The organism is Amycolatopsis roodepoortensis (genome assembly GCF_014873915.1).
Classification (GTDB): Bacteria; Actinomycetota; Actinomycetes; order Mycobacteriales; family Pseudonocardiaceae; genus Amycolatopsis; species Amycolatopsis roodepoortensis.
Genome location: NZ_JADBEJ010000008.1, coordinates 261306 through 284062, shown reverse-complemented (window position 1 = coordinate 284062; position 22757 = coordinate 261306). Strand labels below are relative to the sequence as shown.

Below are 22757 nucleotides of genomic sequence, written 5' to 3'. Positions count from 1 at the left end.
TGTTATCCACACTGTCCACAGGTTTGTCCCCAGATCGGTGGGCAACTGCTGTGGCGCCGATCACCCGGGGTGTCCGCTGCCCGCCGATCACCCTCGGTTGATCTCACCATCCGCCACGAGGAACCGGTGTCCGGCCAGTTCGGCGGGCACGTCCTCGTCCACGGCGGCGGTCACCAGCACCTGCTCGGCGCCTGCCGCCACCTCCGCCAGCCGGGCCCGGCGGCGCCGGTCCAGCTCGGCGAACACATCATCCAGCAGAAGCACCGGTTCCCCGGCCTCGCCACGCAGGAGCTCGTAGCTTCCCAGACGCAACGCGAGGGCGAACGACCAGGACTCCCCATGGCTCGCGTAGCCCTTGGCCGGCGCTTCGCCGAGGATGAGATCCAGCTCGTCCCGGTGCGGGCCGACCATGCTCACGCCACGTTCGAGCTCCAGGTTCCGCGACCGTTTCAGTGCCTCGACCAGCACATCCTTGAGCACAGTCTGGTCGGCGCGAGGGCCGTCCGGATCCCCATAACCCTCCGGCATCGCTTCGCCGAGGCTCGACTTGTACGCGATCTTCGCCGGGCGGGAGTCGGGCGCGACCCCCATGTACGCGGCGGCCACGTACGGCGCGAGATCCGCGATCAGGTTGAGCCGGGCGGCCAGCAGCGCGGCGCCCGCCACCGACAGGTGGTCGTCCCACACGTCGAGCGTCGATAACGCGTACGGGTCTTCGCGTCCCGTACGCCGCTTGCCCGCCGTCTTGAGCAGGGCGTTCCGCTGCTTCAGCACCTTCTCGTAGTCGGCGCGGACCCCGGCGTACCGGGGCGCGCGCAGCACGAGGAGCTCGTCCATGAAGCGGCGGCGCTCCCCGGGATCCCCGCGCACGAGCGCCAGGTCCTCCGGGGAGAACAGCACCGTGCGCAGGATCCCGAGTACGTCGCGGGGCTTGCCGACCGCGCCGCGGTTGACCCGCGCGCGGTTCGCCTTGCCGGGCGTGATCTCCAGCTCGACCGTCAGCTCGCGGTCCTCGTTGACCACCGCGACCCTGATCAGCGCGCGTTCGCACCCGTGTCGCACCAACGGCGCGTCGGTCGCGACGCGGTGCGAGCCGAGGGTCGCGATGTAGCCGATCGCCTCCAGGAGGTTCGTCTTGCCGCGGCCGTTCTGTCCGACGAGGACGGTCGGGCCGGGTTCGAGCGCGAGATCGGCTTGTGGCCAGGACCGGAAGTCGGTGACCTGGAGGTGTCTGAGGTACAACCGTCCTGCCTAGTCGCCGGCTTTCTTGACGGCGTGCCCGCCGAACTGGTTGCGCAGCGCGGCCACGGCCCGCATGGCGGCGGAATCCTCCTGGCGCGAAGCGAACCGGGCGAACAGCGCGGCCGAGATGACCGGCGCCGGAACCGCGTTGTTGATCGCCTCTTCCAGCGTCCACCGGCCTTCGCCGGAATCCTCGACGTAGCCCTCGAGGTCGTCCAGCTCCGGGTCCTCGTCGAGCGCGCGGACGAGCAGGTCGAGCAGCCACGAGCGGACGACGGTCCCCCGCTGCCAGCCCTTGATCACCGCGGGCACGTTCTCGACGACCTTCGCGGCTTCGAGCAGCTCGAAACCTTCGGCGAAGGCCTGCATCATGCCGTACTCGATGCCGTTGTGGATCATCTTCGCGTAGTGACCGGAGCCGACGGCGCCGGCGTGCGAGAAGCCTTCGTCACGCGGGCCTTCGGGGCGAAGCGCGTCGAAGATCGGCATGGCCTTCTCGACGTCCGAAGCCGCGCCGCCGACCATCAGGCCGTAGCCGTTGTCCTTGCCCCACACGCCACCGGAAACCCCGCAGTCGAGGTAGCCGATCTTCTTCGTCGCGAGCAGGTCCGCGTTGATCCGGTCGTCGGTGTACTTCGAGTTGCCGCCGTCGATCACGAGGTCGCCCTCGGACAGCAGGTTGCCGAGCTCCGCGACGGTCTGCCGGGTGGGTTCGCCGGCGGGCACCATGATCCAGACGATCCGGGGACCGTCCAGTTTGGACACCATGTCCTCGAGTGAGGTGGAGTCGGTGACGTCGGGGTTGCGGTCGTAGCCGACCACCTCGTGACCGGCCGCGCGCAGCCGCTCACGCATGTTGAACCCCATCTTGCCGAGGCCGATGAGTCCCAGCTGAGCCATGAAGATCCCCTTTGGTGCGAACAGAAATGGCGGCCGGTCAGCCCGGGAGGCGGACCGGCATCAGGAGGTACAGGTAGCCGGGGACGACGTTGCCCTCCTCGTCGGCTGGCTTGATCAGCGCCGGCCGGTTCGGGGTGGTGAACGTCAGTTCCGCCCGGTTCGCGTTCAGCGCGCCGAGCCCGTCGACGAGGTAACCCGGGTTGAACGCGATGGTCACCGGCTCACCCTCGTAGTCGACCTGAAGCTCTTCTTCGGCCGAACCCTCGTCGTCGCCACCGGCGGAAAGCCGCAGCGAACCGTCGTTGAACTCCAGCCGCACCTGGGTGCCACGCTCGGCGACCAGCGAAACACGCTTGATGGACTCGGCGAGCGCGGAGACCTCGATGACCGCGCGCGACGTGTGCTGCGCCGGCAGCAACTGCCGGTACGGCGGGAACTCCGCGTCGAGGAGGCGGGTCGTGGTGTAGCGGCCGGAGCCGGAGAGACCGAGGAGGCCTTCACCGCTGGCGAGCGCGAGGCGGATCTTGGAGCCGCTGGCGCCGAGCGTCTTCGCGGCCTCGGCGAGCGTGCGCGCCGGGACGAGGACCGCGGCGTCGGACAGGCCCTCGGCCGGCTCCCAGGTGAACTCGCGCATCGCGAGGCGGAAGCGGTCGGTGGCGACCAGGGTCAGCGAGGAGCCGGAGATCTCCAGCCGCATCCCGGTCAGCATCGGGAGGGTGTCGTCCTTGCCCGCGGCGACGACGACCTGGGTGACGGCCTGGCCGAACGCGTCGCCGGTGAGTTCACCGGCGAAGGCGGGCTGGGACGGGAGCTGCGGGTAGTCCTCGACCGGCATGGTCGGCAGGGAGAAGCGCGCGGAGCCGCAGGTGATGGTCGCGCGGGCGCCGTCGACGGAGATCTCGACCGGCTGCGCGGGCAGCGACTTGGTGATGTCGGCCAGCAGGCGGCCGGAGACCAGGAGACGGCCGCCGTCGGCGATGGTGGCCGGGACGCCGACCGTGGCGGAGACCTCGTAGTCGAATCCGGAGACGGTGAGGGCGTCACTCGTCCCGTCGGATCCCGCATCGAGCAGGACACCGCCCAGCACCGGGACCGGAGGCCGCGACGGGAGGCTTCTCGCCACCCACGCGACGGCGTCGGCCAGCCCGTCACGCTCGACGCGGATCTTCATGCGCGCTTCCTTTCGACAGCCGAGCCCCTGACGGCTCGAAAGCTCAACGGGTCACCTCGGCCGGAGAGCGCGATGGCCAGGTGCCTCGCAGGTGTGTTCGGTCCGAGCGAGGACGCGAACGCACGTCGACACGCAGACCAGGTGCAGGGACCCACGTTAGGCCGTCCCCGGGGTCCGCGTCACCTCGGCCTCCCCTTGCTTTTGTCGACAAGACGACACGGCTCACCGGCTGTCCCCAGATTCGTCCTTCGCCTGTTTTTGTTTTGTTCTCTTCTAGAGAAGAAGAAAAGACAGCAGTAGTAATAGGCGTTGTGGATTGTGTGGACAAGGCTCGTTCGCGCAGGTCCGGGCGCCTCGGAGGCTGTGGACTCCGGGTGTGTACGGACGGTGGACAGCTCGGGCCGTCGGTGGATGGATTCGGGCGGCGCTCGATCTGTCCACAGTCATCCACAGTTGTCCCCACGGTTATCCCCAGTTGTGCGCCGGTTCGTCCCCAGGGTTGTGGGCGGCGTTCGTGACCGGAATCGCTCGGGAGAGTGATCCGTGCAGCTCGCGTCACCCTTGTGCACAAGATGTGGGCAACCTGGGGACAGGGTGTGGATCTTGGTGTGGAAATGCTGTGGATTCCCTGTGAGTGCGATGTGGACGGAAACCCGGTCGCCGCAGCTCCCGAACCCACCGGAGTTGTGCACAGTCTGCCCACACCCTGTGGATTCCCTTTGTACACAAGGAAAATCGCGAAGCACGCCGAGGCTGCTTCACCCCCTTCGCCGCTTCTCCTCATGTACCCGCCCTACGCGCCTCTACACACGCTTCGGCCCTATGTGGACACGAAGAAGGGGCTCCCACCCACCGGCGAGAGCCCCGAAACCCTTGTCAGCCAACGTAACCGATACTCAGGCGACCCCACGGTCTCCCCAAGGGCGCCCCGCGCCCGACGGAGACTTCACCGTCGAGCGCCCTCCCTTGGGCCGAAGGCCCACGAAAACGCGATGAAGGGGCGCCTTCCCGCTCACCTCGAGGTGGAAGCGGAACGACGCCCCTTCGGCGCGCTTTTCGTCAGCGCTCGACAGAGAACACAGTCAGCGCTCGACAGACAAACACAGCCAGTGCGAGATCAAAAATCACTGCCTGGCGCGTTGCTTGATCCGTGAAGTGAGTTCCTGCACCTGGTCGTAGATGCGGCGCCGTTCGGCCATCTCCTTGCGGATCTTCTTGTCCGCGTGCATGACGGTCGTGTGGTCGCGGCCACCGAAGGTCTGCCCGATCTTCGGCAACGACATGTCGGTCAGCTCGCGGCAGAGGTACATCGCGATCTGGCGCGCGGTCGCGAGCGCCTTCGTCTTGCCGGGGCCGCAGAGGTCGTCGAGGGTCACGTCGAAGAACTCGGACGTGACGCCCATGATGGTCGGTGCGGTGATCTCCGGCGCGTGCGAATCCGGGATGAGGTCCCGGAGCACGATCTCGGCGAGAGCCACATCGACGGGCTGCTGGTTCAACGACGCGAAGGCGGTGACGCGGATGAGCGCGCCTTCGAGTTCCCGGATGTTCGCCTCGACGCGCGAAGCGATGAACTCCAGGACCTCACCGGGAACCGCGAGCCGGTCCTGTGCGGCCTTCTTGCGAAGGATCGCGATCCGGGTTTCGAGTTCCGGCGGCTGGATGTCGGTGATGAGGCCCCACTCGAACCGCGTGCGCAACCGGTCTTCCAGCGTTTCGAGGCGCTTCGGCGGGCGGTCGGAGGAGACGACGATCTGCTTGTTCGCGTTGTGGAGGGTGTTGAAGGTGTGGAAGAACTCTTCCTGCGTACCTTCTTTGCCTTCCAGGAACTGGATGTCGTCGACGAGCAGGATGTCGATGTCGCGGTAGCGGCGCTGGAACGCGACCTTGCGGTCGTCGCGCAGCGAGTTGATGAAGTCGTTGGTGAACTCTTCGGTCGACACGTACCGCACGCGCATACCGGGGAACAGCCGCTGGGCGTAGTGCCCGACCGCGTGCAGCAGGTGGGTCTTCCCGAGCCCGGATTCTCCCCAGATGAACAACGGGTTGTACGCGCGCGCCGGTGCTTCGGCGACGGCGACCGCGGCCGCGTGCGCGAAGCGGTTCGACGCGCCGATGACGAACGTGTCGAACGTGTACTTCTCGTTCAGCTTCGTCTTCGACGTCTGCGGCTGCGCCGGCGCGGTGTACGGCTGGCCCGCGATCGGCTGCCCGGAGAAGGTCGGCCAGATCTCGGTCACGGCGGCGAGGGCCTCGCCCTCTTCGTCGACTTCTTCATCGCTGTCATCGCCATCGTTGAGGCTGTTGTCCACCGGCTGCTGCCGCGGCGGCCTCGGTTTCGGAGGCTCGGGCCGGGGCCTGGTCGGGGACAGCATGCCGTCGCCGTCGGGCAGCGGAGGAGTACCCGGCACCGGTCCGGAGCCGTTTTCCACCCGGCTGGGTGACGTCGGTTCGTAGCGGGGGCCGGGCGATGGCGGCGGCGGAGGCATCGAGGGCTCGGTGCTGTCGACCTTCACCGCGAGCGAGACCGCGCGGCCGAGCCGGCGCGAAAGGGCTTCGGTGATGGCGCCGCGAAGGGCGCGCTCGATCGCTTCCTTGGCGAAGTCGCTGGGGGCGGCGAGCAGTGCGGTGCCGTCGAGCAGGCCGATCGGCCGGGTCACCCGCATCCAGGCGCGCTGCTGCGGGGAGAGGGTGCCGTCCGACAGCTCGCGCACGACCTGTTCCCAGATGACGCCAAGATTGTGCTGGTGATCGGACACCTGCCTGACTCCCCTCCCCTCATCGGTGCGCTGCGGCGAGATCACTCAGCGGCCCGAAACGCCGGGTCGAGCGTCATCCTGGCCCGATCGGCTCATGCGCACAGCAAATATCCACATAGTTGTCCACAGCTGTGCACTAATGTACGGCGGCCCGCGGTGACGCCACCTGCGGGCTCGACGTATGCCGACGGGACGCCTCCACATCCCCAAGGACACCCGGGTGCCTGCACCGTTCCACCTCGGCGAAAACCCGGGAGGGGCACGCTAACAAGCCCCGCTCGTTGCCACAAGGCGTCCTCGCGCGCAAGCATTTCACGGTGTACGGCGTGTTGCCATTCGATGCCCTCGCGTCGTCGGTGATCACTCTCCACGTACCGTCGCGGTGCGTGGTCGAGGGGGTGCCTGCCAGGCCCGGGCGGTGGGTGCGTACCCTCGTAAGGTCTCCCGTATACAGCGGGGGCGTTTCGCGTGCCCACGTTGTCGTCGCTCGACGTGACGAGGCCACACGTTGGTAGGAGACACCAGAGACTGCCGTGCGTCAGCACGACACGCCAGGAACGGGTCGAACCGTTCCCGGCGGCCGAGAAACAGGAGAAGTTAGTCGTGAGCAAGGGTAAGCGCACCTTCCAGCCGAACAACCGCCGCCGCGCCCGGGTCCACGGATTCCGGCTGCGCATGCGGACCCGCGCCGGCCGGGCCATCCTGGCGGCTCGTCGTCGCAAGGGCCGCGGCGCGCTGTCCGCCTGATCCGGCCGTCGTCGAGGGACGTCGTGCTGCCGGCCGCCGCGAGGTTGCGGCGCAGTGAGGATTTCCGTGCCGTGATGCGGCGTGGGGCCAAGGCAGGCAGGCGCCGCCTCGTCGTCCATGCGTTGACCACGGACCCGCCCGATGCCGCCGAAGCGGCGCGGGCGGGTTTTGTGGTGAGCAAGGCCGTGGGGAACTCGGTGGTCCGCCACCGGGTCACCCGGCGGTTGAGGCATCTTGTTTCCGCCAGGCTCGGAACACTGCCGCCGGGCAGCTCGTTGGTGATACGGGCACTACCTCCGGCCGCGGACGCGTCCAGCGCGGAACTCGGTTCGGACCTCGACGCGTCGTTGCGGCGTCTCGGGCTGTCCGGGAAGTCCCGCCAGACGCGACCACCCGACAACGGATCAGCGGTGTAACGGCATGCGAGCCACCGAGAACGAGACCACCGAAGACGCCAGGCCCGGACCGGTGGCATGGGTGCTGCTCCTGCCCATCAAGCTGTACCGCAAGGCGATCTCCCCCTTCCTTCCTCCGGCGTGCCGGTTCTACCCGAGCTGTAGCGCGTACGCCGTCGAGGCACTGACCCGGCACGGCGCCGGCCGCGGCACTTATCTCGCGGTCCGGCGCCTGCTGCGCTGTGGCCCGTGGACCATGCCCGGGCGCGACCCGGTACCCGAGACGTTCTCGTGGCGCCACCGCCGACCTGAAACACCGATCGAGGAGTAGCTCAGTGCTCGACTTCATCTACTACCCTGTGTCCTTCATCTTGTGGTGTTGGCACAAGGTCTTCGGGTTCGTGTTCGGCGAGGCGAACGCGTTCTCCTGGGTCCTCGCGATCATCTTCCTCACGTTCACGGTCCGCGGCATCATGTTCAAGCCGTTCGTGAACCAGGTCCGGTCGATGAAGAAGATGCAGGACTTCGCGCCGGAAATGAAGAAGATCCAGAAGAAGTACGCGAACGATCGCCAGCGCCAGGCGATGGAGATGCAGAAGCTCCAGAAGGAGCACGGCGTCAACCCGCTGGGCAGCTGCCTGCCGATGCTGCTTCAGATCCCGGTCTTCATCGGTCTGAACCACGTCCTGCGGATGTTCACGATCAACCCGTACGGCGGCCCGAAGACCGAGAACTACTTCTTCGATCAGGCCGGCGTCGAGTCGTACGTCCACGCGAAGCTGTTCGGCACGAACCTCGGTGACGCCATTTACACCGGTGTCGACATGGTCAGCGGTGGCAACGCGGAGACCGGCTTCCACTGGGGCGTCGCCCCGGTCGCGATCCCGCTGATGATCGTCGCCAGCATCGCCACGCACCTCACCGCGCGTCACTCGGTCCAGCGTCAGAACCCCGAGTCGGCCACGCCGCAGACCGCGATGATGAACAAGCTGACGATGTACATCTTCCCGCTCGGTGTCCTCATCTTCGGTGCGCTCTTCCCGATCGGTCTGCTCATCTACTGGCTCGCCAACAACGGCTGGACCCTGATGCAGCAGCGCCTCGTCTACACGAAGATCGACAAGGAAGAAGAGGCCCGCAAGGCGGCCGAGAAGGAGAAGCGCTCGAACCTCGGTCCGAAGCCCGGCCAGAAGCCGACCGCGCCGCGCCCCGGTCAGAAGCCGGTCCAGCAGAAGAGGAACAAGCAGTCCTCCGGCGGTCAGGTCAAGAAGGCGGGCTCGCCGCACGGCTTCGCGCAGACCGACTCCTCCCCCGCGGAGAAGAAGGACACCAAAGACGGAACGGCCGAGTCGTCGACGAACGGCTCGAAGGAGAACGGTGCGGACGTGCCCGGTCTCATCTCGGACTCGACTAAGAAATCGGGCCGGAAGCGTCGCTGACGCCGATCCGGGCCGGAGAGGAGACCAGTAATGGCGGAGACGATCGACACGATCGACGCCGAGGAGAACAGCGCGGCCGAGGTTGAGGGCGCCGCTGAAGAGACCACTCGCAAGGGAGGTGTCGACGACGACGTCCTCGTGAAGGAGGGCGACATCGCCGGTGACTACCTCGAGCGGTTGCTCGACCTTTTGGACTACGACGGCGACATCGACCTCGATGTCGAAGCGGGCCGCGCGATCGTCAGCATCGACGGCGGCGAAGACCTGGAGAAGCTCGTCGGCGCTCGCGGCACCGTCCTCGAGGCGCTGCAGGAGCTGACGCGTCTGGCGGTGCAGCAGGAGACCGGTTCGCGTAGCCGGCTGATGCTGGACATCGCGGGCTGGCGCGCGGACCGTCGCGAGGAGCTCCGCGAGCTCGGCCGCTCGACCGCCGAGACGGTGCTCTCCTCCGGTGAGCGTGTCCGGCTGCAGCCGATGAGCCCGTTCGAGCGGAAGGTCGTGCACGACGCGGTCGCCGCAGTCGACGGGGTCAAGAGCGAGAGTGAAGGAGAGGACCCGAAGCGTCGGGTCGTCATCTTCCCCGCCTGACGGTTTACTCGAACGAAGCGGCCCGCCGGTCATCCGGCGGGCCGCTTCGTCGTTTCCGGGGTGAATTACACGCGTGGCGTTTCACGTGAAACGCGACGATCACCACGGCACTGTCTTGGTCGCCCCAACCGGAGACATAGGGGAAGGTCGTCCGGCTCAGCAGCACGCCGTCGTTGGCCACCAAACCGTTCGACCACACTTGTGCCCGTCCTCGGTTGGGGAAGGCGAGTGGAGTTGTCCACAACTTCGGTCTGTCTCCCCGCATTGCGGTCGGCGTCATGGACAATCAGTGGAGCGCGTTTCACGTGAAACGGCGTCGAGGTTGAGGAGAGAGAGTGGGCTTGGACGGGGTCGCCGCATCGGTACGGAGTGCGGCGTCGGAAGTATTCGGAGACCGCGTCGAGCAAGCCGTCGGCTATGTCGAACTCCTGGAGCGGCACGGTGTCGAGCGCGGGCTCATCGGACCCCGCGAGGTCGACCGGCTGTGGGAACGCCACGTCCTCAACTCCGCCGTGATCGGCGAGCGGATCCCCGACGGCGCCCGCGTGGTCGACGTCGGCTCGGGGGCGGGGCTTCCGGGTGTACCGCTCGCGATCAGCCGGCCGGACCTCGATATCGTTCTGCTCGAACCGATGGCCCGCCGGGTCGACTGGCTGGCCGAGGTTGCCGAGAAGCTGGAACTCCCCATCACCGTTGTCCGCGGGCGCGCGGAGGAGCGGCAGGTACGTGAGGAGCTCGGTGGCGCGGATGTCGTCACCGCCCGGGCGGTCGCTCCGTTGGCCCGGCTCGCGAACTGGTGCCTCCCGCTCGTGCGTCCCGAAGGTGCTCTGGTCGCCCTCAAAGGAGCGAGCGCTGGAGAGGAAATCGAACGCGATCGCGTCGCCGTCCGGAAGGCCGGCGGTGGCGAACCGGAAGTCTTCGAGTGCGGCACCAAGGTGCTCGAGGTTCCGAGCACGGTCGTCGTGATCCATCGTCTGCCCCCGAAACCGTCTCGATCGCGCAGGCGTAGCTAGACCGGTTCCACGTGAAACAACGCAGAACGACTCCCACGTCCAATACAGAGGAGGCTCGAGACCGGTGACTCCCCCGCCGTCCGACCCTGCGAGCGCCGGCCAGGAACTCGGCTGGACGCCCATCGCCGAAGAAGCCGTCCGCGCCGCCAGCGTGCTGCATCCCAAGGAGGGTGCGCTCCCCCGGCCGAACCGCCGGCGAGTGCTGACGGTCGCCAACCAGAAGGGCGGCGTCGGCAAGACGACGAGCACGGTGAACCTCGCCGCCGCCCTGGCCGTCCACGGGCTCAAGACGCTCGTGATCGACCTCGACCCCCAGGGCAACGCGAGCACCGCGCTCGACATCGACCACCGCTCCGGCACGCCGTCGATCTACGAGGTGCTGATCGGCGAGGTGTCGCTCGCCGAGGCCGCGGCTCAGAGCGAGCAGTCGCCCAACCTCTACTGCGTGCCCGCGACCATCGACCTCGCCGGTGCCGAGATCGAACTCGTCTCCATGGCGTCCCGCGAGATGCGGCTCAAGGAGGCGCTGTCGTCCGAGATCCTCGACGAGATCGGCGTCGACTACGTCTTCATCGACTGCCCGCCGTCGCTCGGCCTGCTGACCGTCAACGCGATGGTCGCCGCGCAGGAGGTGCTGATCCCGATCCAGTGCGAGTACTACGCGCTCGAAGGTCTGGGTCAGCTGCTGAGCAACATCGAGCTCGTCCAGGCGCACCTGAACCGCGAGCTGAGCGTCTCCACGATCCTGCTCACCATGTACGACGGCCGGACGAAGCTGGCCGATCAGGTGACGAACGAGGTCCGGAACCACTTCGGGGACACTGTTCTCAAGACGGTGATCCCGCGCAGCGTGAAGGTCTCCGAGGCCCCCGGATACGGGCAGACGGTCCTCGCGTACGACCCCGGTTCCCGGGGTGCGATGAGTTACGTGGACGCGGCCAAGGAGATCGCGCAACGCGGGGTGGAGATGAAGGAAAGGAGCGGTACGGCATGAGCGAGCGCAGAGGGGGGCTCGGGCGCGGGCTCGCCGCCCTGATCCCCACGGGCCCGCCGCCGGGTTCGGCGGCACCCGCCGAGAACGGCTCCCCCGTCCCGTCCGCGCCCGCGAGCAAGCCCGCGGGGCCGGACGACAAGGGCTGGTTCGCGGCCAACGGCGCGGCCGGTTCGCACGGTGGAACGGTCGCCGGCGCGGTCTACCGTGAGGTGCCGGTCAGCCAGATCAAGCCGAACCCGAAGCAGCCGCGGCAGGTCTTCGACGAGGACGCGCTCAACGAGCTGGAGCACTCGATCCGCGAGTTCGGGCTCATGCAGCCCATCGTGGTCCGGGAGCTCGGCACCGACGAGTACGAACTCGTCATGGGCGAGCGGCGCCTGCGTGCCTCCCAGCTGGCGGAGCTGGAGGCGATCCCGGCGATCGTTCGCCAGACCGCCGACGAGGCGATGCTGCGCGACGCGCTGCTCGAGAACATCCACCGCGTTCAGCTCAACCCGCTCGAAGAGGCCGCCGCGTATCAGCAACTGCTCGACGAATTCGCGGTCACGCACGAGGAGCTGGCGGGCCGGATCGGGCGCAGCCGGCCGGTCATCACGAACACGATCCGCTTGCTCAAACTCCCCCTCGCGGTCCAGCGCCGGGTCGCGGCCGGGGTGCTTTCGGCGGGCCACGCGCGGGCGCTGCTCTCCCTCGAGGACGCCGACAGTCAGGAAGAGCTGGCCGCCCGGATCGTCGCGGAAGGCATGTCGGTTCGCGCGACCGAGGAAGCCGTCACGCTCAAGAAGAGCGAGAAGCCGGCCAAGCCGAAGCCCGCTCCCCGCAAGCCGATCCAGGCTCCCGGTCTTCAGGAACTGGCGAACCGGCTTTCGGACCGGTTCGACACTCGCGTGAAGGTCGACTTGGGGCGGCGCAAGGGGCGGATCACGCTCGAATTCGGGTCGGTCGACGATCTTGAACGCATCGTCGCGCTGATGGACCAAAATCAGGCAAATCAGACACGTGAAACCGATTAGGGATCACCCCGGGTCGTTTTGTCACGGTGACGATTGCTGAGTGCTGATGGTTCGATGACGGTGCGTGCTTGAACTGGGGGCAAGTGTGAACACGCGTTTTGGCGGTCGAAATCCGGGCGCGGTCGTCTTCGTCGCCGAGACCGAACTGTTCGCCTGGCGAGGTCTGCACTTCGGCCCGCCGCCGGCGCGATGACGGAGGCGTTCGGCGAACCCGAGGGCGGCGCGGAGATCGCGGACGAGTTGCTGAGGTTGGTGACCGAAGTCGTCATCGCGAAAGCGGAGGCGATGCCCGGCGCACGTGAGTTGGTGGAACTGACCGCCGCCGCCGTCCCGGTCGCCGTCGCGAGCAACTCGCACCGGGCGCTCCTCGAAGCCGCGCTCGTTCGCGGTGGGCTTTCGGAGATGTTTCCCGTGAAACTGGCCGCCGAGGAGGTGACCGCACCGAAGCCCGATCCGGAGATGTACCCGACCGCTTGTACTTCGCTTGGGGCCGTTCCCGTCGACGCGTTGGCGTTCGAGCCCCCCGCGTCGAAGCGTCAGGACTTCTCCGCCGATGTCGTGATCGGCTCCCTGCGCGACGAAGAGCTGTTGTCGTGGGTGCGTGGATGGCCCCGGCGATGACCGGCCTCCCCTTCGTCCGCTTCCAGAGTCCGACCCGCGATGAACGAGGGAACTTCACCGGGGTCTTCGGTCTCGTCAACGGGCTCGCTCGCGCCGGTCGCCTCACCGCCGAGCAGGAAGCGTTCCGCCGGACGAACAACGACTGGTACGACGCGAACTTCATCAATCCCGCGCACGCCGATCCGAGCGTCTACGACGCGGAGGTCAACCCAGGGGCCGCGGCGTGGTTCAAGGCGACCGCTCGCGTCTTCATCGAGCGAGTCGATGGCTATCTGTCGATCCTGGAGACGCACGAAGTTCTGTGTGAAACCGTCTGGTCGGCGAACCCGGGACAGATCGTCTACGAGGACGAGCACCAGATCGTCGTCGTGGCCCGGCGATAGGAAAAGGGGACTCGCCCACGCTGGGCAAGTCCCCTTCCGTGAATCCGATTCAGCTCTTGCGGGAAATCGCCCGTCCGACGAGGCCGGCGAAGACCGATCCGAGAGTGGCCCCGGACGCCTCGATCGCCACCGGGACGATCGAAGTCTCGGTCAGGCCCGGCGACAGGTTCACCGCGAGGAAGTAGACCGTGCCGTCTTCGCCGACCACGGCGTCGGTGCGGGAGATGTCGCGAAGCCCGAGTTGCCGGTGGACGGCGACGGCCAGCTCGCTGACCGCCTTGGCGGCGTCGTCAGGAATCCTCGCGGGGGTGAAGAAGTCGGTCAGCCCGGCGGTGTAGCGGGCTTTGTAGTCGTACACGCCGCTCTCAGGCACGATTTCGACCGCGGGCAGGGCCTCGGGGCCTTCTTCGCCTTCGATGACCGTCACGGCCACCTCAACGCCGGATACGAACTTCTCCGCGAGAACCGTGTCGCCGTAAGCGAAGCAGCCGACCATCGCGCCGGGCATTTCGGCGGCTTCCTTGACCACCTGGGCGCCCAGCGCCGAACCGCCCTGGTCCGGCTTGAGGATCATGGGCAGACCCAGCGTGTCGACCATCGAGTCGAGCACGGCCTGCGCGCCGAGTTCACGGAAGGTGCTGTGCGGCAGCACGACCCAGTCCGGCGTGGTGAAGCCCGCGTCGGCGACGAGCGCCTTGGCCGTCGGCTTGTCCCACGCGCGCCGGCAGCCCTGCGAACTGGTGCCGACGTAGGGCACGTCGAGCATCTCCAGCACCGTCTGCACCGCGCCATTTTCCCCTTCACCACCGTGAAGGGCGACGATGGCCGCGTCCGGGCGCTGGGTGCGAAGGCGTTCGAGCAGCCCCGCGTCGGTGTCCCACTCCTCGACGATGAGACCTTCGGCCCGCAACGCGACCGAGAGCCGGCGCCCGGAGCGGAGAGAGACATCGCGTTCGTGGGAAAGTCCGCCTGCGAGTACGGCAACGGTGCGGTCGACCACCGAGGACTCCTTTTGTGCTTGGGGACGTCCGGCCGATCAGACCGTGTCCGGAGAGGGGTTCTGCGGCCCCGAGATCGAGCGTGGGCTCACGTTACCGAAGGTACGCGCCAAGTCCATTTCGGACTCGAGCACCGCGGCGAGCCGCCGGACGCCTTCGCGGATCCGCTCGGGCGTCGGGTAACAGTAGGAAAGCCGGAGCTGTCTGCTGCCGAAACCGTCGGCGTAGAAACCGGTTCCGGAGGCGTATGCGACGCGGGCCGTGACCGCCCTCGGCAACATCGCCTTCGTGTCCACGCCTTCGGGCACGGTCATCCAGACGTAGAAACCGCCATCGGGTTTGGTCCAGCTGCAGCCGGCCGGCATGTGCTGATCGAGCGCGGACAGGATCGCGTCCCGGCGCTCCCGGTAGTTCTCGCGGAACGTCTTGATCTGACCCATCCAGTCGTGCGTCGCGAGGTATCGCGACACGATCAACTGGTTAAGCGTCGGCGGACAAAGCGTCGCGGACTCGGCCGCGAGCACGAGTTTCTCCCGGACGGCGTGCGGCGCGAGCACCCAGCCGACCCGCAGGCCTGAAGCGAAGGTCTTCGAGAAAGAGCCCAGGTAAACGACGTTGTCGGGGTCGATCGAGCGGAGCGCGGGATACGTCTGCCCGCTGAAGCCGAGCAGCCCGTACGGGTTGTCCTCGACGATGAGGATGTCGTTCTCGCGGCAGATCTCCACGATCTCCGCGCGCCGCTCGACGGCCAGCGTGACGCCGCCGGGGTTGTGGAAGTTCGGGATCGTGTAGAGGAATTTGACCCGGCGGCCCGCTTTCCGCGTTTCCGCGAGCGCGGCACGGAGCCCTTCGGGGACCAGGCCGTGGTCGTCCATCGCGACGTGGACGACGTCCGCCTGGTACGCGGCGAACGAGCCGAGCGCGCCGACGTACGACGGGCCCTCGGCGATGATGACGTCACCCGGATCGCAGAACAGCCGGGTGACCATGTCGAGCCCCATCTGGGAGCCGACCGTCACGACGACGTCGTCCGGGTGGGCCTTGATGCCTTCGAGCGCCATGATTTCGCAGATCTGCTCGCGCAGCGCCGGGACGCCGTGCGCGGAACCGTACTGGAGCGCGACCAGGCCTTCCTTGGCGATGAGCTCGCCGACCTGCGCGGACAGCGTGTCCAACGGGAGCGCCGCGAGGTTCGGCATCCCGCCGGCGAGCGACACCACCTCGGGGCGACTGGCCACCGCGAACAAGGCCCTGATCTCGGAAGCAGTCATCCCGGCCGTACGCGCGGCGTAGCGGTCGAGATGAGGGTCGAGGTTGTGTCGGCCGGGTTCCGGCCGGACAGGGCGGTTCTCGGTCATCAGGCGCTTCACCCGGCTTCGAAGTGGACATAGTCGCTACCGACTGGTAGTTCCATCGAGTGTAACCACCCTCCCTTGAGGGGCCCTGGCCTTTCGGTGTTCATCACATCGGCCTATCCTCGGGACCGGACCCCTTCGGTGAGCCCTGCTCGGGACAAGGCCGCGTCGGGTGATCTTCATTCAGGGAGGTTTGTCTGTGTCGCGTCGCGTCGTGGGCGTAACCCTGGACAACCTCGAACACCTGCCCAAGAGCTGCCGCCGCTGCGTGTACTGGGAGCTGGCGCCGCATATGAAGGCGCAGGCGGAGGAATACGGCGCGACAGAGGTCGAGAAGGAAGCCTGGGTCTCCAGCGTGCTGCTGGAGTGGGGTTCCTGCGGCCGGATCGTCTACAGCGACACCCTGCCCGTCGGTTTCGTGCTCTACGCGCCGCCGAACGCCGTGCCGCGCTCGCTGGCCTTCCCGACTTCGCCCCCTGGTCCCGACGCGGTCCTGCTGACCGCCTTCCAGGTGCTTCCCGAATTCCAGGGCGGCGGCCTCGGCCGGATGCTGGTGCAGGCCGTCGCCAAGGACCTCACCAAACGCGGTGTCCGCGCGATCGAAGCGTTCGGGGACGCCAAGCCCGACGAGACCGATCCGGACGGCGGGCACAGTTGTGTCCTGCCCGCCGCGTTCCTGCAGAGCGTCGGGTTCAAGACCGTGCGGCCGCATCCGCGGTGGCCGCGGCTGCGACTGGAACTGCGATCGGCGATCTCATGGAAGGAAGACGTGGAGGCGGCCCTCGAGCGGCTGCTCGGCCAGGTCTCCATCACGACGGCCGAGCCGAGCATGGGCCGCGCCTGACCTTCTTTCGTCCCCCGCTTTAGCAGAGTTCCAGAGCGCGCGCAGCAGCCATCCCCCGGCCTGGGGACAGCTGTGGGTAACCCGCCGAGTTATCCACAGATCGCTGATAGGAGCGGTGGAAAATCTGTGGATGGGTAGGCTGGACCTGGGGACGCCCCCCGGGAAGGGCGGGGGCTGCGCGCCGGGGTGGAGCTAGGGGTGGCGTGCTCGGGCGAGGGGGCACACAACCGGTTGTGCCGAGGGCATCGACAGTGAGGTGTGCGCCCGCGTGCGGCTGTGGAGGACTGGCTACTCCGCTTTGGCGAGCTCGTGGGCCAGCACGTCCGCGAAGGTGAACGTGCCGGTCGGCTGGTCCCCTTCGCCGAGGAGGTACAGGCGCTTCACGGCGACCAGGATGCCTTCGGCGACGACGTCGCGGAAAGCCGGGTCCGCCAGTTTGCGGCTGTCCTCCGGGTTGGTCAGGTAGCCGATCTCGATCCGCACCGCCGGGCAGCGGGTGCGGGTGAAGATCTCCCAGGTCTTGTAGTGCGTGCGGCAGTCGAGCATGCCGGTGCGGGCGGCCAGCTCGCGCTGGATGAAGCCCGCCAGCAGCTCACCGACGGTCGACGTGGTGCCGTTGCCGGTGCCGAAGTGGAAGCTCGCGACCCCCTGCGCCTTGGGCGAGGGGTTCTTGTCGTTGTGCAGCGAAAGGAACAGGTCGGCGCCCGCCTCGTTCGCGAACTTCGCCCTGTCGCCCTCGCTCGGGCTCTGGTTCGGGCCGCGCGAGATCAGCGCCTCCATGCCCGTGGCCTGCATCCGGCCTTCGAGCCGCCGCGCCAGATCCCAGGCGATGTCCGCCTCACGCAGGCCGCCGGCCACGACCCCGAGGTCCTCGCCGCCGTGCCCCGGGTCGATCACGATGCGCTTGCCGCGCAGCCGGGGGCCCGCCTGCCGCACCTGCTCCTGCTCGCGCAGGAAGACGGGGCGGCCGCCGCGGGCGCGCGGCGAAGAGAGCCGGTGCAGCTCACGGATGGTGGCCGGGCCGCACATACCGTCGGCGACCAGGCGCATGTCGCGCTGGAAGGTCTTGAGCGCGCGCTCGGTCTGGGGACCGAAGTGCCCGTCCGGGCGGCCGGCGTCGAAGCCGAGCTCGGTCAGCCGCTCCTGGAGCGCGAAAACGTCGTCGCCCTGCATGGGCGCGGAGAACATGTAGGTCAGCGGCCGGCTGCCGAGATGGAAGCCGGCGCCGCGAAGCGCCTGATAGGTGGCCGGACCCACCAGACCGTCGGTGATGAGCCCACGGCGCTGCTGGAACGCCCGCACGGCATGTTCCATCGCCGTGTCGAAGACCTCGTACTCCCCGGATTCGGTCACCGGCGGGAGCAGCTCCATCGCCGCCAGCGTGGACCTGATCTCGGCGACGTCCGGTCCGGCGTCACCGCGGCGGAGTACCCGCATGCACTCCTCGCTCTTCCCTTTGGGGCACCGATCGAGCTCGATGCACGACTATGAAAACCCTGCGGGGCGAACCCCGGTGCTCTATTGTGCCCTGTGAACTCTCGGTGAGCGCGGAGGCCCGGTCGGTGCGTCAAGTGCCCGTTCGTGGAACTCGTCCAGGCGTTCCCGTAACGGAGAAATCTACCCATTCCCCGTGACGACGAAACCCGGAGCCTGGGCAGGCCCCGGGTTTCGGCAGGTGAAACGCGAGATCAGAGGACGTCGGCGAGGTCCGACAGCAGCGCGGCCTTCGGCTTGGCGCCGACGATCTGCTTCACGGGCTTGCCGCCCTGGAACAGGATCAGCGTCGGGATCGACATCACCTGGTAGTCACGCGCAGTGTTCGGGTTGGCGTCGATGTCGAGCTTCGCGACGGTCAGCTTTTCGCCGTTCTCCGCCGCGATCTCCTCGAGCACCGGGGCGACCATCTTGCACGGACCGCACCAGGTCGCCCAGAAGTCGACCAGGACGGGCTTCTCGCTCGTCAGCACGTCGTCGACGAACGTCTTGTCGGTCACCGTCACGGTGTTGGCCATGGTGTCTCCTTCTGGGGTGGTGAAACTCCGGTGATGGGAAAGTCAGTTGGTGGTGGCGCCGTAGCCGCCACCGACCAGCTCAGGGGTCTCCTGGGCGGCCTCGACACCGGCGTGCTCCGCCAGCCATCGTTCCGCGTCGATCGCCGCGGCGCAGCCCGAACCCGCGGCGGTGATCGCCTGCCGGTACGTGCGGTCGACCAGGTCGCCCGCGGCGAAAACGCCGGGAAGGTTCGTGTACGAGGTGCGGCCCTTCGTGAGCACGTAACCGTCCTCGTCGAGGTCCACCTGGCCGCGCACCAGCTCGCTGCGCGGGTCGTGACCGATCGCGACGAAGAACCCGGTCACGTCCAGCTTGGACTCCTCGCCGGTGACCGTGTCCTTGAGCTTCAGGCCCTCGACCTTGCCCTCACCCTCGACTTCGGTGATCTGCTTGTTGAGCGCCCACTTGATCTTCTCGTTCTCGCGGGCGCGCTCCAGCATGATCTTGGAGGCGCGGAACTCCTCGCGGCGGTGGACGATCGTGACGGACTTGGCGAACTTCGTCAGGAAGGTCGCCTCCTCCATCGCCGAGTCGCCGCCGCCGGCGACCACGATGTCGTGGTCGCGGAAGAAGAAACCGTCGCAGGTGGCACAGGCCGAAACACCGCGGCCGAGCAGCTCCTGCTCGCCGGGCACGTTCAGATAGCGGGCCGCGGCGCCCATCGAGAGCACGACCGCGCGGGCCGCGTAGCGCTTGCCGTTCGCGACGACGTACTTGACGTCACCGGTCAGCTCGACGGACTCGACGTCCTCCTGGCGCAGGTCGGCGCCGAACCGCTTGGCCTGCTCGCGCATCTCTTCCATGAGGTCGGGCCCCTGGATGCCTTCGCGGAAGCCGGGGAAGTTCTCGACCTCCGTCGTCGTCATCAGCGCACCGCCGAACTGAGTGCCCTCGAACACCAGCGGTTCGAGCTGCGCTCGTGCCGCGTAGACAGCGGCGGTGTAACCCGCAGGACCCGATCCCACAATGATCAGGTTCCTGATCTCCTCGGCAGCCACCCGTGACCTCCGCTCGTAGTGACCTGTTCACCAGGCTCAACACGATCGTAAGGGCCGGTGTTCCCGTGGTGACCGGCGCTACTTTCTCCTGCCCTGCGCCTCGGCGGAGATCCGACCTCTAGCGCCGCTAGGAAAGCTAGCGCGGTAGCAAAGGTCCCTCGCTCCCCCCGAAATGGGGCTGGTGGGGAGCGAGGGACCAGTGAGGTCTCGGGCGGTTACTTCGCTCCGATGATTTTGTCGAAGAGGACCGCCGGGTTGCCCGGGCCGCAGTCGGCACCGAAGGCGACGATGCGGAACTGGGCGAGTTTGCCTGTGGTGTAGATCACCATCACGCCGTCCTTGCCCGCGACGTTCACCGGCCGGATGCCCTCCGGCCGCACGTCGGCGTCCATTCCGGCGGCGGCGACGCAGGCGTCGAGGCGCTCTTCGGTCTTCAGCGAGCCGAAGTCGCGGACGCCGATCGCCTTGCCGACGAGGGCTTCGGCCCCGCCGCCGTCTCCGCCGACCGAAGGTCCGGAAGCCGATGGCGCGGGCTGCGCAATACCGCCCGAATCCGGCTCCCTCGTGGTCGGGACGACGATCGCCACGGCGGCGATGGCCGCCGCCGCCACGGTCGCTATCCCGGCGCCCCAGCCGATCCGCTTGTTCCGCCGCCGCCGTGCGGCCGCGAGGTCCACCACCGGGGCGACCTGCTCCTGCGGCCGTTCAGATGCGCCTTGAAACGCAGGCGTCGCCCGCATTTCGGCGGCCAGCGCGGCGTCGATCCGTGCCGCGTACTCCGCCGGCATCGGCGCGACCGGCTCGTTCGCGAGTTCCGCGAGGTCGGCCGTGGTCGCTTCGAGTGCTTCGATGATCGCCAGTGCTTCGGGGTCGGCGTTCACCCGCGGCCACAGCTCGGCCGCTTCTCGCTCGTCCAGCACACCTGCGTGCAGGTCGGCGAGCACATCGACAGACCACGGCGGACCGACGGTCCCACCGATCCCCCTGCTCTCGTCTGTCATCGTCCCTCCCCGTCACCCGGCGTGCCCTGAGGACGCCTGGCACCCCGTTGCGGGGTAGCGCGCTCTCGTTTGCTTTCGTGAGTTGGGACGTTCGCAATCGCATCGGGGTTCCGTAGATGTCCGAGAACCTTCGCGAGCTTTCCGCGACCTCGGGCACATCGGCTCTTGACCGTGCCCTCGGCGATACCGAGCATCTTCGCCGTCTCGGCGACGGAGTATCCCTCTACGTCGACCAACACGATCGGGGCACGCTGGTCTTCGGGGAGCTGGTCGAGGGCTTCCTTGACGACCAGGCTCGTCTCTCGTTCCGACATCGAGTCACGCGGCGAGGCGGGCTCGTTGAACTGCCCGGTCTCGGGCAGCGGGACGGTCGGCCTTGCCTTGCCCCGCCGGATGCGGTCGAGGCACGCGTTCACGACGATACGGTGCAACCACGTCGTGACCTGCGATTCCGCTCTGAAGTTGCCCGCTGCTCGGAACGCGGAGATGAAGGCGTCCTGCAGGGCGTCCGCGGCTTCTTCCGGATCCCGCAAGGTGCGCAGGGCTACCGCCCACATGCGGTCTCGATGTCGCTGGACCAGTTCACTGAACGCGTGCGGGTCTCCGGCGGCATGCGCCGCTATGAGATCCGCGTCCGTGGGAGCTGCAGCTGTCACCCGGGAGAGCCTACTGACCCGGTGTCCGTCGTCACCCCGCAGGCAGGAAGGTCAGCTCTTTCAGTTCGGTGACGAACTTGCCGCCCTCGTCTTCACCCAGCTGAGTGATCCAGATGATGAAGTACTGACCCTGCTGAGGCTGCTGCAAAGCGATGGTCGACTCGCCCGCCGCGAGGTCCCCGGCACCGACGACCTTCGTCTCGTCGAGCTTCGGGTTCTTCTTGTCGGCGGAGCGGATTTCGACCTTCGAGCCGGGGCTCGCCGCGTCGAGTTTGACCTGGGTGAGGTTGATCGGGTCCTTGAAGGTCACGACCAGCCCGACGCCGTCCTTGAGCACCGGGAACTGCTTGTCGTACTGGTCGGTCTTCCACGAGGTGACCGTGTCGCCGTCGGTGGCGTTCCTGGCCTTGCCGGGGCTGTCGCCCTTGCTGCCCGGGTTGAAGACGGCCACGGCCGACGGCTTCACCGCGGCACCCACGGCGGGGGACGGCTTCTGCTGAGCGGGCGGCGGCTGCTCGCCCGACGGCGGCGCGGCCTGCGAGGAGGACGCGGCGACGTTGATCTTCGGACCGCTGGACTTCGACTCGCCCTGGAACAGGTTGATCAGCATCATCCCGCCCCAGGCGAGGATGACCACGGTCGCGACGACCAGCACGGTCACGCCGAACGCCAGCTTCTTGCGCCGCGCGACGTCCTTGACCGGCTTCTTCGTCGTCCAGACCGTGCCGTCCGATTCGGCGACGGCCTCTTCCTCGCCGACGGCCTTGATCAGCTGGGTGCGCTCTTCGGCTTCGGCGACCTGGTCCAGCACGCGCAGGATGGCCGCGCTGGTGCGGATGCCGCCGTGGCCGCCGTCCTCGATGGTGCGGACGGCGAGTGAGGACAGCTCGACCGGCACCGTCGGGACCAGCGAACGCGGCGGGATGACGCGGCCGGTCGGCGCGTGCGGCGCCGCCGGGATCGCGGCCGGGCCGCCGGGAAGGGCCCAACGGCCGGTCAGCAGCAGGTACAGGACGGCGCCGAGTGCCTTGACGTCGTCGCGAAGGGTCGCTTCGGGCAACGGGCCCGGGAAGGCGAGCTTCAGCGCGCCGTCCGGGGTGAGCCGGAGACGCTGCGGATGATCGAGGCCGAGGACGAGACCGTTCTGATGGGCGTGGTCGACGGCTTCCGCCAGCGCCTGCACCATCCTGGCCGCCGCGGCGGGCGCCACCGGGCGCTGCGCCACCAGGTCGACCAGGTCACTGCCCTTGGTCCATTCCGCGACGACGACACCGAGCAGACCTTCGCTCGAGGTGACGCCGCTGCCGAGACTGAGCACGTCGAGGACGCGCGCGACCCCGCCGTGGCCGAACTTCGAGGCGTGCGCGGCACGCTCCAGCGTCCGGCGCGCCAGCCGGGCGGCTTCCGCGTCCGCGGGGTCGCCGACCAGCAGCGTCAGCGCCACATCCCGCTTCAGCTGCCCATCGCGGGCACGCCAAAGATGCGCGGCGGCCCGCTCGTCCACCCCGAACTGTGCGAGCAGGCGATACCGGCCGTCACCGACGACCCGGCCAGGGGCCAGCGACCCGCCTTGGGCCCGGATGCCCAT

23 protein-coding genes are annotated in these 22757 nt (G+C 68.0%); 11 read left to right on the top strand and 12 right to left on the bottom strand.

Going from position 1 to position 22757, the window contains the following annotated elements; all coding sequences use genetic code 11:
- Positions 1-87: 87 nt before the first annotated feature.
- The 4 genes from recF to dnaA form a co-directional block, all read right to left on the bottom strand.
- Positions 88-1242 (bottom strand): DNA replication/repair protein RecF, encoded by a 1155-nt coding sequence (recF, locus tag H4W30_RS38920; protein ID WP_192747306.1) that lies wholly within the window; start codon positions 1240-1242, stop codon positions 88-90.
- Between the two features lie 9 nt (positions 1243-1251).
- Positions 1252-2142: a phosphogluconate dehydrogenase (NAD(+)-dependent, decarboxylating) gene (gene gnd, locus H4W30_RS38915; protein WP_192747305.1), complete on the bottom strand. Its 891-nt coding sequence runs from the start codon at positions 2140-2142 to the stop codon at positions 1252-1254.
- Between the two features lie 37 nt (positions 2143-2179).
- Positions 2180-3313, bottom strand: coding sequence for a DNA polymerase III subunit beta (gene dnaN, locus H4W30_RS38910; RefSeq protein WP_016330460.1), 1134 nt, complete (start codon positions 3311-3313; stop codon positions 2180-2182).
- Between the two features lie 1124 nt (positions 3314-4437).
- On the bottom strand, positions 4438-6072 hold the full coding sequence (dnaA, locus tag H4W30_RS38905) for a chromosomal replication initiator protein DnaA (protein WP_126734760.1): 1635 nt from the start codon (positions 6070-6072) through the stop codon (positions 4438-4440).
- A gap of 603 nt (positions 6073-6675) precedes the next feature.
- Between dnaA and rpmH the strand changes: the two genes are divergently transcribed.
- The 10 genes from rpmH to H4W30_RS38855 all read left to right on the top strand — a co-directional run bounded on the left by rpmH (position 6676) and on the right by H4W30_RS38855 (position 13265).
- The gene (gene rpmH, locus H4W30_RS38900) at positions 6676-6819 is read left to right on the top strand and encodes a 50S ribosomal protein L34 (RefSeq protein WP_005154511.1); all 144 of its coding nucleotides are present in this window, start codon (positions 6676-6678) and stop codon (positions 6817-6819) included.
- Between the two features lie 23 nt (positions 6820-6842).
- Positions 6843-7235, top strand: coding sequence for a ribonuclease P protein component (gene rnpA, locus H4W30_RS38895; RefSeq protein ID WP_126734759.1), 393 nt, complete (start codon positions 6843-6845; stop codon positions 7233-7235).
- Positions 7236-7239: 4 nt separating this feature from the next.
- Positions 7240-7545, top strand: a complete 306-nt coding sequence (yidD, locus tag H4W30_RS38890) for a membrane protein insertion efficiency factor YidD (RefSeq protein ID WP_016338357.1) — start codon at positions 7240-7242, stop codon at positions 7543-7545.
- A 4-nt stretch (positions 7546-7549) separates the two neighbouring features.
- Positions 7550-8653 (top strand): membrane protein insertase YidC, encoded by a 1104-nt coding sequence (gene yidC, locus H4W30_RS38885; protein WP_192747304.1) that lies wholly within the window; start codon positions 7550-7552, stop codon positions 8651-8653.
- A 30-nt stretch (positions 8654-8683) separates the two neighbouring features.
- On the top strand, positions 8684-9241 hold the full coding sequence (locus tag H4W30_RS38880) for a Jag family protein (protein ID WP_192747303.1): 558 nt from the start codon (positions 8684-8686) through the stop codon (positions 9239-9241).
- Positions 9242-9576: 335 nt separating this feature from the next.
- The gene (gene rsmG / locus H4W30_RS38875; protein ID WP_192747302.1) at positions 9577-10254 is read left to right on the top strand and encodes a 16S rRNA (guanine(527)-N(7))-methyltransferase RsmG; all 678 of its coding nucleotides are present in this window, start codon (positions 9577-9579) and stop codon (positions 10252-10254) included.
- A gap of 64 nt (positions 10255-10318) precedes the next feature.
- Complete coding sequence (locus H4W30_RS38870; protein ID WP_016338354.1) at positions 10319-11248, top strand: ParA family protein; 930 nt, start codon at positions 10319-10321, stop codon at positions 11246-11248.
- On the top strand, positions 11245-12261 hold the full coding sequence (locus H4W30_RS38865) for a ParB/RepB/Spo0J family partition protein (RefSeq protein ID WP_192747301.1): 1017 nt from the start codon (positions 11245-11247) through the stop codon (positions 12259-12261). The genes H4W30_RS38870 and H4W30_RS38865 overlap by 4 nt, the downstream gene beginning before the upstream one ends.
- A 189-nt stretch (positions 12262-12450) precedes the next feature.
- Positions 12451-12882: an HAD hydrolase-like protein gene (locus H4W30_RS38860; RefSeq protein ID WP_192747300.1), complete on the top strand. Its 432-nt coding sequence runs from the start codon at positions 12451-12453 to the stop codon at positions 12880-12882.
- Positions 12879-13265, top strand: a complete 387-nt coding sequence (locus tag H4W30_RS38855; RefSeq protein WP_192747299.1) for a hypothetical protein — start codon at positions 12879-12881, stop codon at positions 13263-13265. The genes H4W30_RS38860 and H4W30_RS38855 overlap by 4 nt, the downstream gene beginning before the upstream one ends.
- 49 nt (positions 13266-13314) lie before the next feature.
- On the opposite strand, the gene H4W30_RS38850 is transcribed toward H4W30_RS38855, so the two are convergent.
- Entirely contained in the window at positions 13315-14265 is a 951-nt protein-coding gene (locus tag H4W30_RS38850) for a D-alanine--D-alanine ligase family protein (RefSeq protein ID WP_192747298.1), read from the bottom strand.
- A gap of 36 nt (positions 14266-14301) precedes the next feature.
- Complete coding sequence (locus H4W30_RS38845) at positions 14302-15621, bottom strand: aminotransferase-like domain-containing protein (protein WP_192747297.1); 1320 nt, start codon at positions 15619-15621, stop codon at positions 14302-14304.
- Positions 15622-15817: 196 nt separating this feature from the next.
- On the opposite strand from H4W30_RS38845, the gene H4W30_RS38840 reads away from it, so the two are divergent.
- Complete coding sequence (locus H4W30_RS38840) at positions 15818-16462, top strand: GNAT family N-acetyltransferase (RefSeq protein WP_125679353.1); 645 nt, start codon at positions 15818-15820, stop codon at positions 16460-16462.
- 288 nt (positions 16463-16750) lie between these two features.
- Here H4W30_RS38840 and H4W30_RS38835 read toward each other — a convergent pair whose 3' ends face one another.
- The 6 genes from H4W30_RS38835 to H4W30_RS38810 form a co-directional block, all read right to left on the bottom strand.
- Positions 16751-17899 (bottom strand): N-acetylmuramoyl-L-alanine amidase, encoded by a 1149-nt coding sequence (locus H4W30_RS38835; protein ID WP_007032252.1) that lies wholly within the window; start codon positions 17897-17899, stop codon positions 16751-16753.
- 251 nt (positions 17900-18150) lie between these two features.
- The gene (trxA, locus tag H4W30_RS38830) at positions 18151-18474 is read right to left on the bottom strand and encodes a thioredoxin (protein WP_101611569.1); all 324 of its coding nucleotides are present in this window, start codon (positions 18472-18474) and stop codon (positions 18151-18153) included.
- Between the two features lie 42 nt (positions 18475-18516).
- The gene (trxB, locus tag H4W30_RS38825) at positions 18517-19512 is read right to left on the bottom strand and encodes a thioredoxin-disulfide reductase (protein WP_192747296.1); all 996 of its coding nucleotides are present in this window, start codon (positions 19510-19512) and stop codon (positions 18517-18519) included.
- 215 nt (positions 19513-19727) lie between these two features.
- Positions 19728-20513, bottom strand: a complete 786-nt coding sequence (locus tag H4W30_RS38820) for a hypothetical protein (protein WP_192747295.1) — start codon at positions 20511-20513, stop codon at positions 19728-19730.
- Positions 20510-21169, bottom strand: coding sequence for an RNA polymerase sigma factor SigM (sigM, locus tag H4W30_RS38815; protein WP_126734747.1), 660 nt, complete (start codon positions 21167-21169; stop codon positions 20510-20512). The genes H4W30_RS38820 and sigM overlap by 4 nt, the downstream gene beginning before the upstream one ends.
- Before the next feature lie 31 nt (positions 21170-21200).
- Positions 21201-22757 (bottom strand): protein kinase family protein, encoded by a 1557-nt coding sequence (locus H4W30_RS38810; RefSeq protein WP_192747979.1) that lies wholly within the window; start codon positions 22755-22757, stop codon positions 21201-21203.

Bases quoted from the DNA above. Each gene is read 5' to 3' on its own strand.
- H4W30_RS38835 (WP_007032252.1), bottom strand. From the start codon at position 17,899: ATGCGGGTACTCCGCCGCGGTGACGCCGGACCGGACGTCGCCGAGATC.
- yidD (WP_016338357.1), top strand. From the start codon at position 7,240: ATGCGAGCCACCGAGAACGAGACCACCGAAGACGCCAGGCCCGGACCG.
- dnaN (WP_016330460.1), bottom strand. From the start codon at position 3,313: ATGAAGATCCGCGTCGAGCGTGACGGGCTGGCCGACGCCGTCGCGTGG.
- gnd (WP_192747305.1), bottom strand. From the start codon at position 2,142: ATGGCTCAGCTGGGACTCATCGGCCTCGGCAAGATGGGGTTCAACATG.
- H4W30_RS38845 (WP_192747297.1), bottom strand. From the start codon at position 15,621: ATGACCGAGAACCGCCCTGTCCGGCCGGAACCCGGCCGACACAACCTC.
- H4W30_RS38855 (WP_192747299.1), top strand. From the start codon at position 12,879: ATGACCGGCCTCCCCTTCGTCCGCTTCCAGAGTCCGACCCGCGATGAA.
- H4W30_RS38810 (WP_192747979.1), bottom strand. From the start codon at position 22,757: ATGGGCATCCGGGCCCAAGGCGGGTCGCTGGCCCCTGGCCGGGTCGTC.
- trxA (WP_101611569.1), bottom strand. From the start codon at position 18,474: ATGGCCAACACCGTGACGGTGACCGACAAGACGTTCGTCGACGACGTG.
- H4W30_RS38865 (WP_192747301.1), top strand. From the start codon at position 11,245: ATGAGCGAGCGCAGAGGGGGGCTCGGGCGCGGGCTCGCCGCCCTGATC.
- H4W30_RS38860 (WP_192747300.1), top strand. From the start codon at position 12,451: ATGACGGAGGCGTTCGGCGAACCCGAGGGCGGCGCGGAGATCGCGGAC.
- H4W30_RS38880 (WP_192747303.1), top strand. From the start codon at position 8,684: ATGGCGGAGACGATCGACACGATCGACGCCGAGGAGAACAGCGCGGCC.
- H4W30_RS38820 (WP_192747295.1), bottom strand. From the start codon at position 20,513: ATGACAGACGAGAGCAGGGGGATCGGTGGGACCGTCGGTCCGCCGTGG.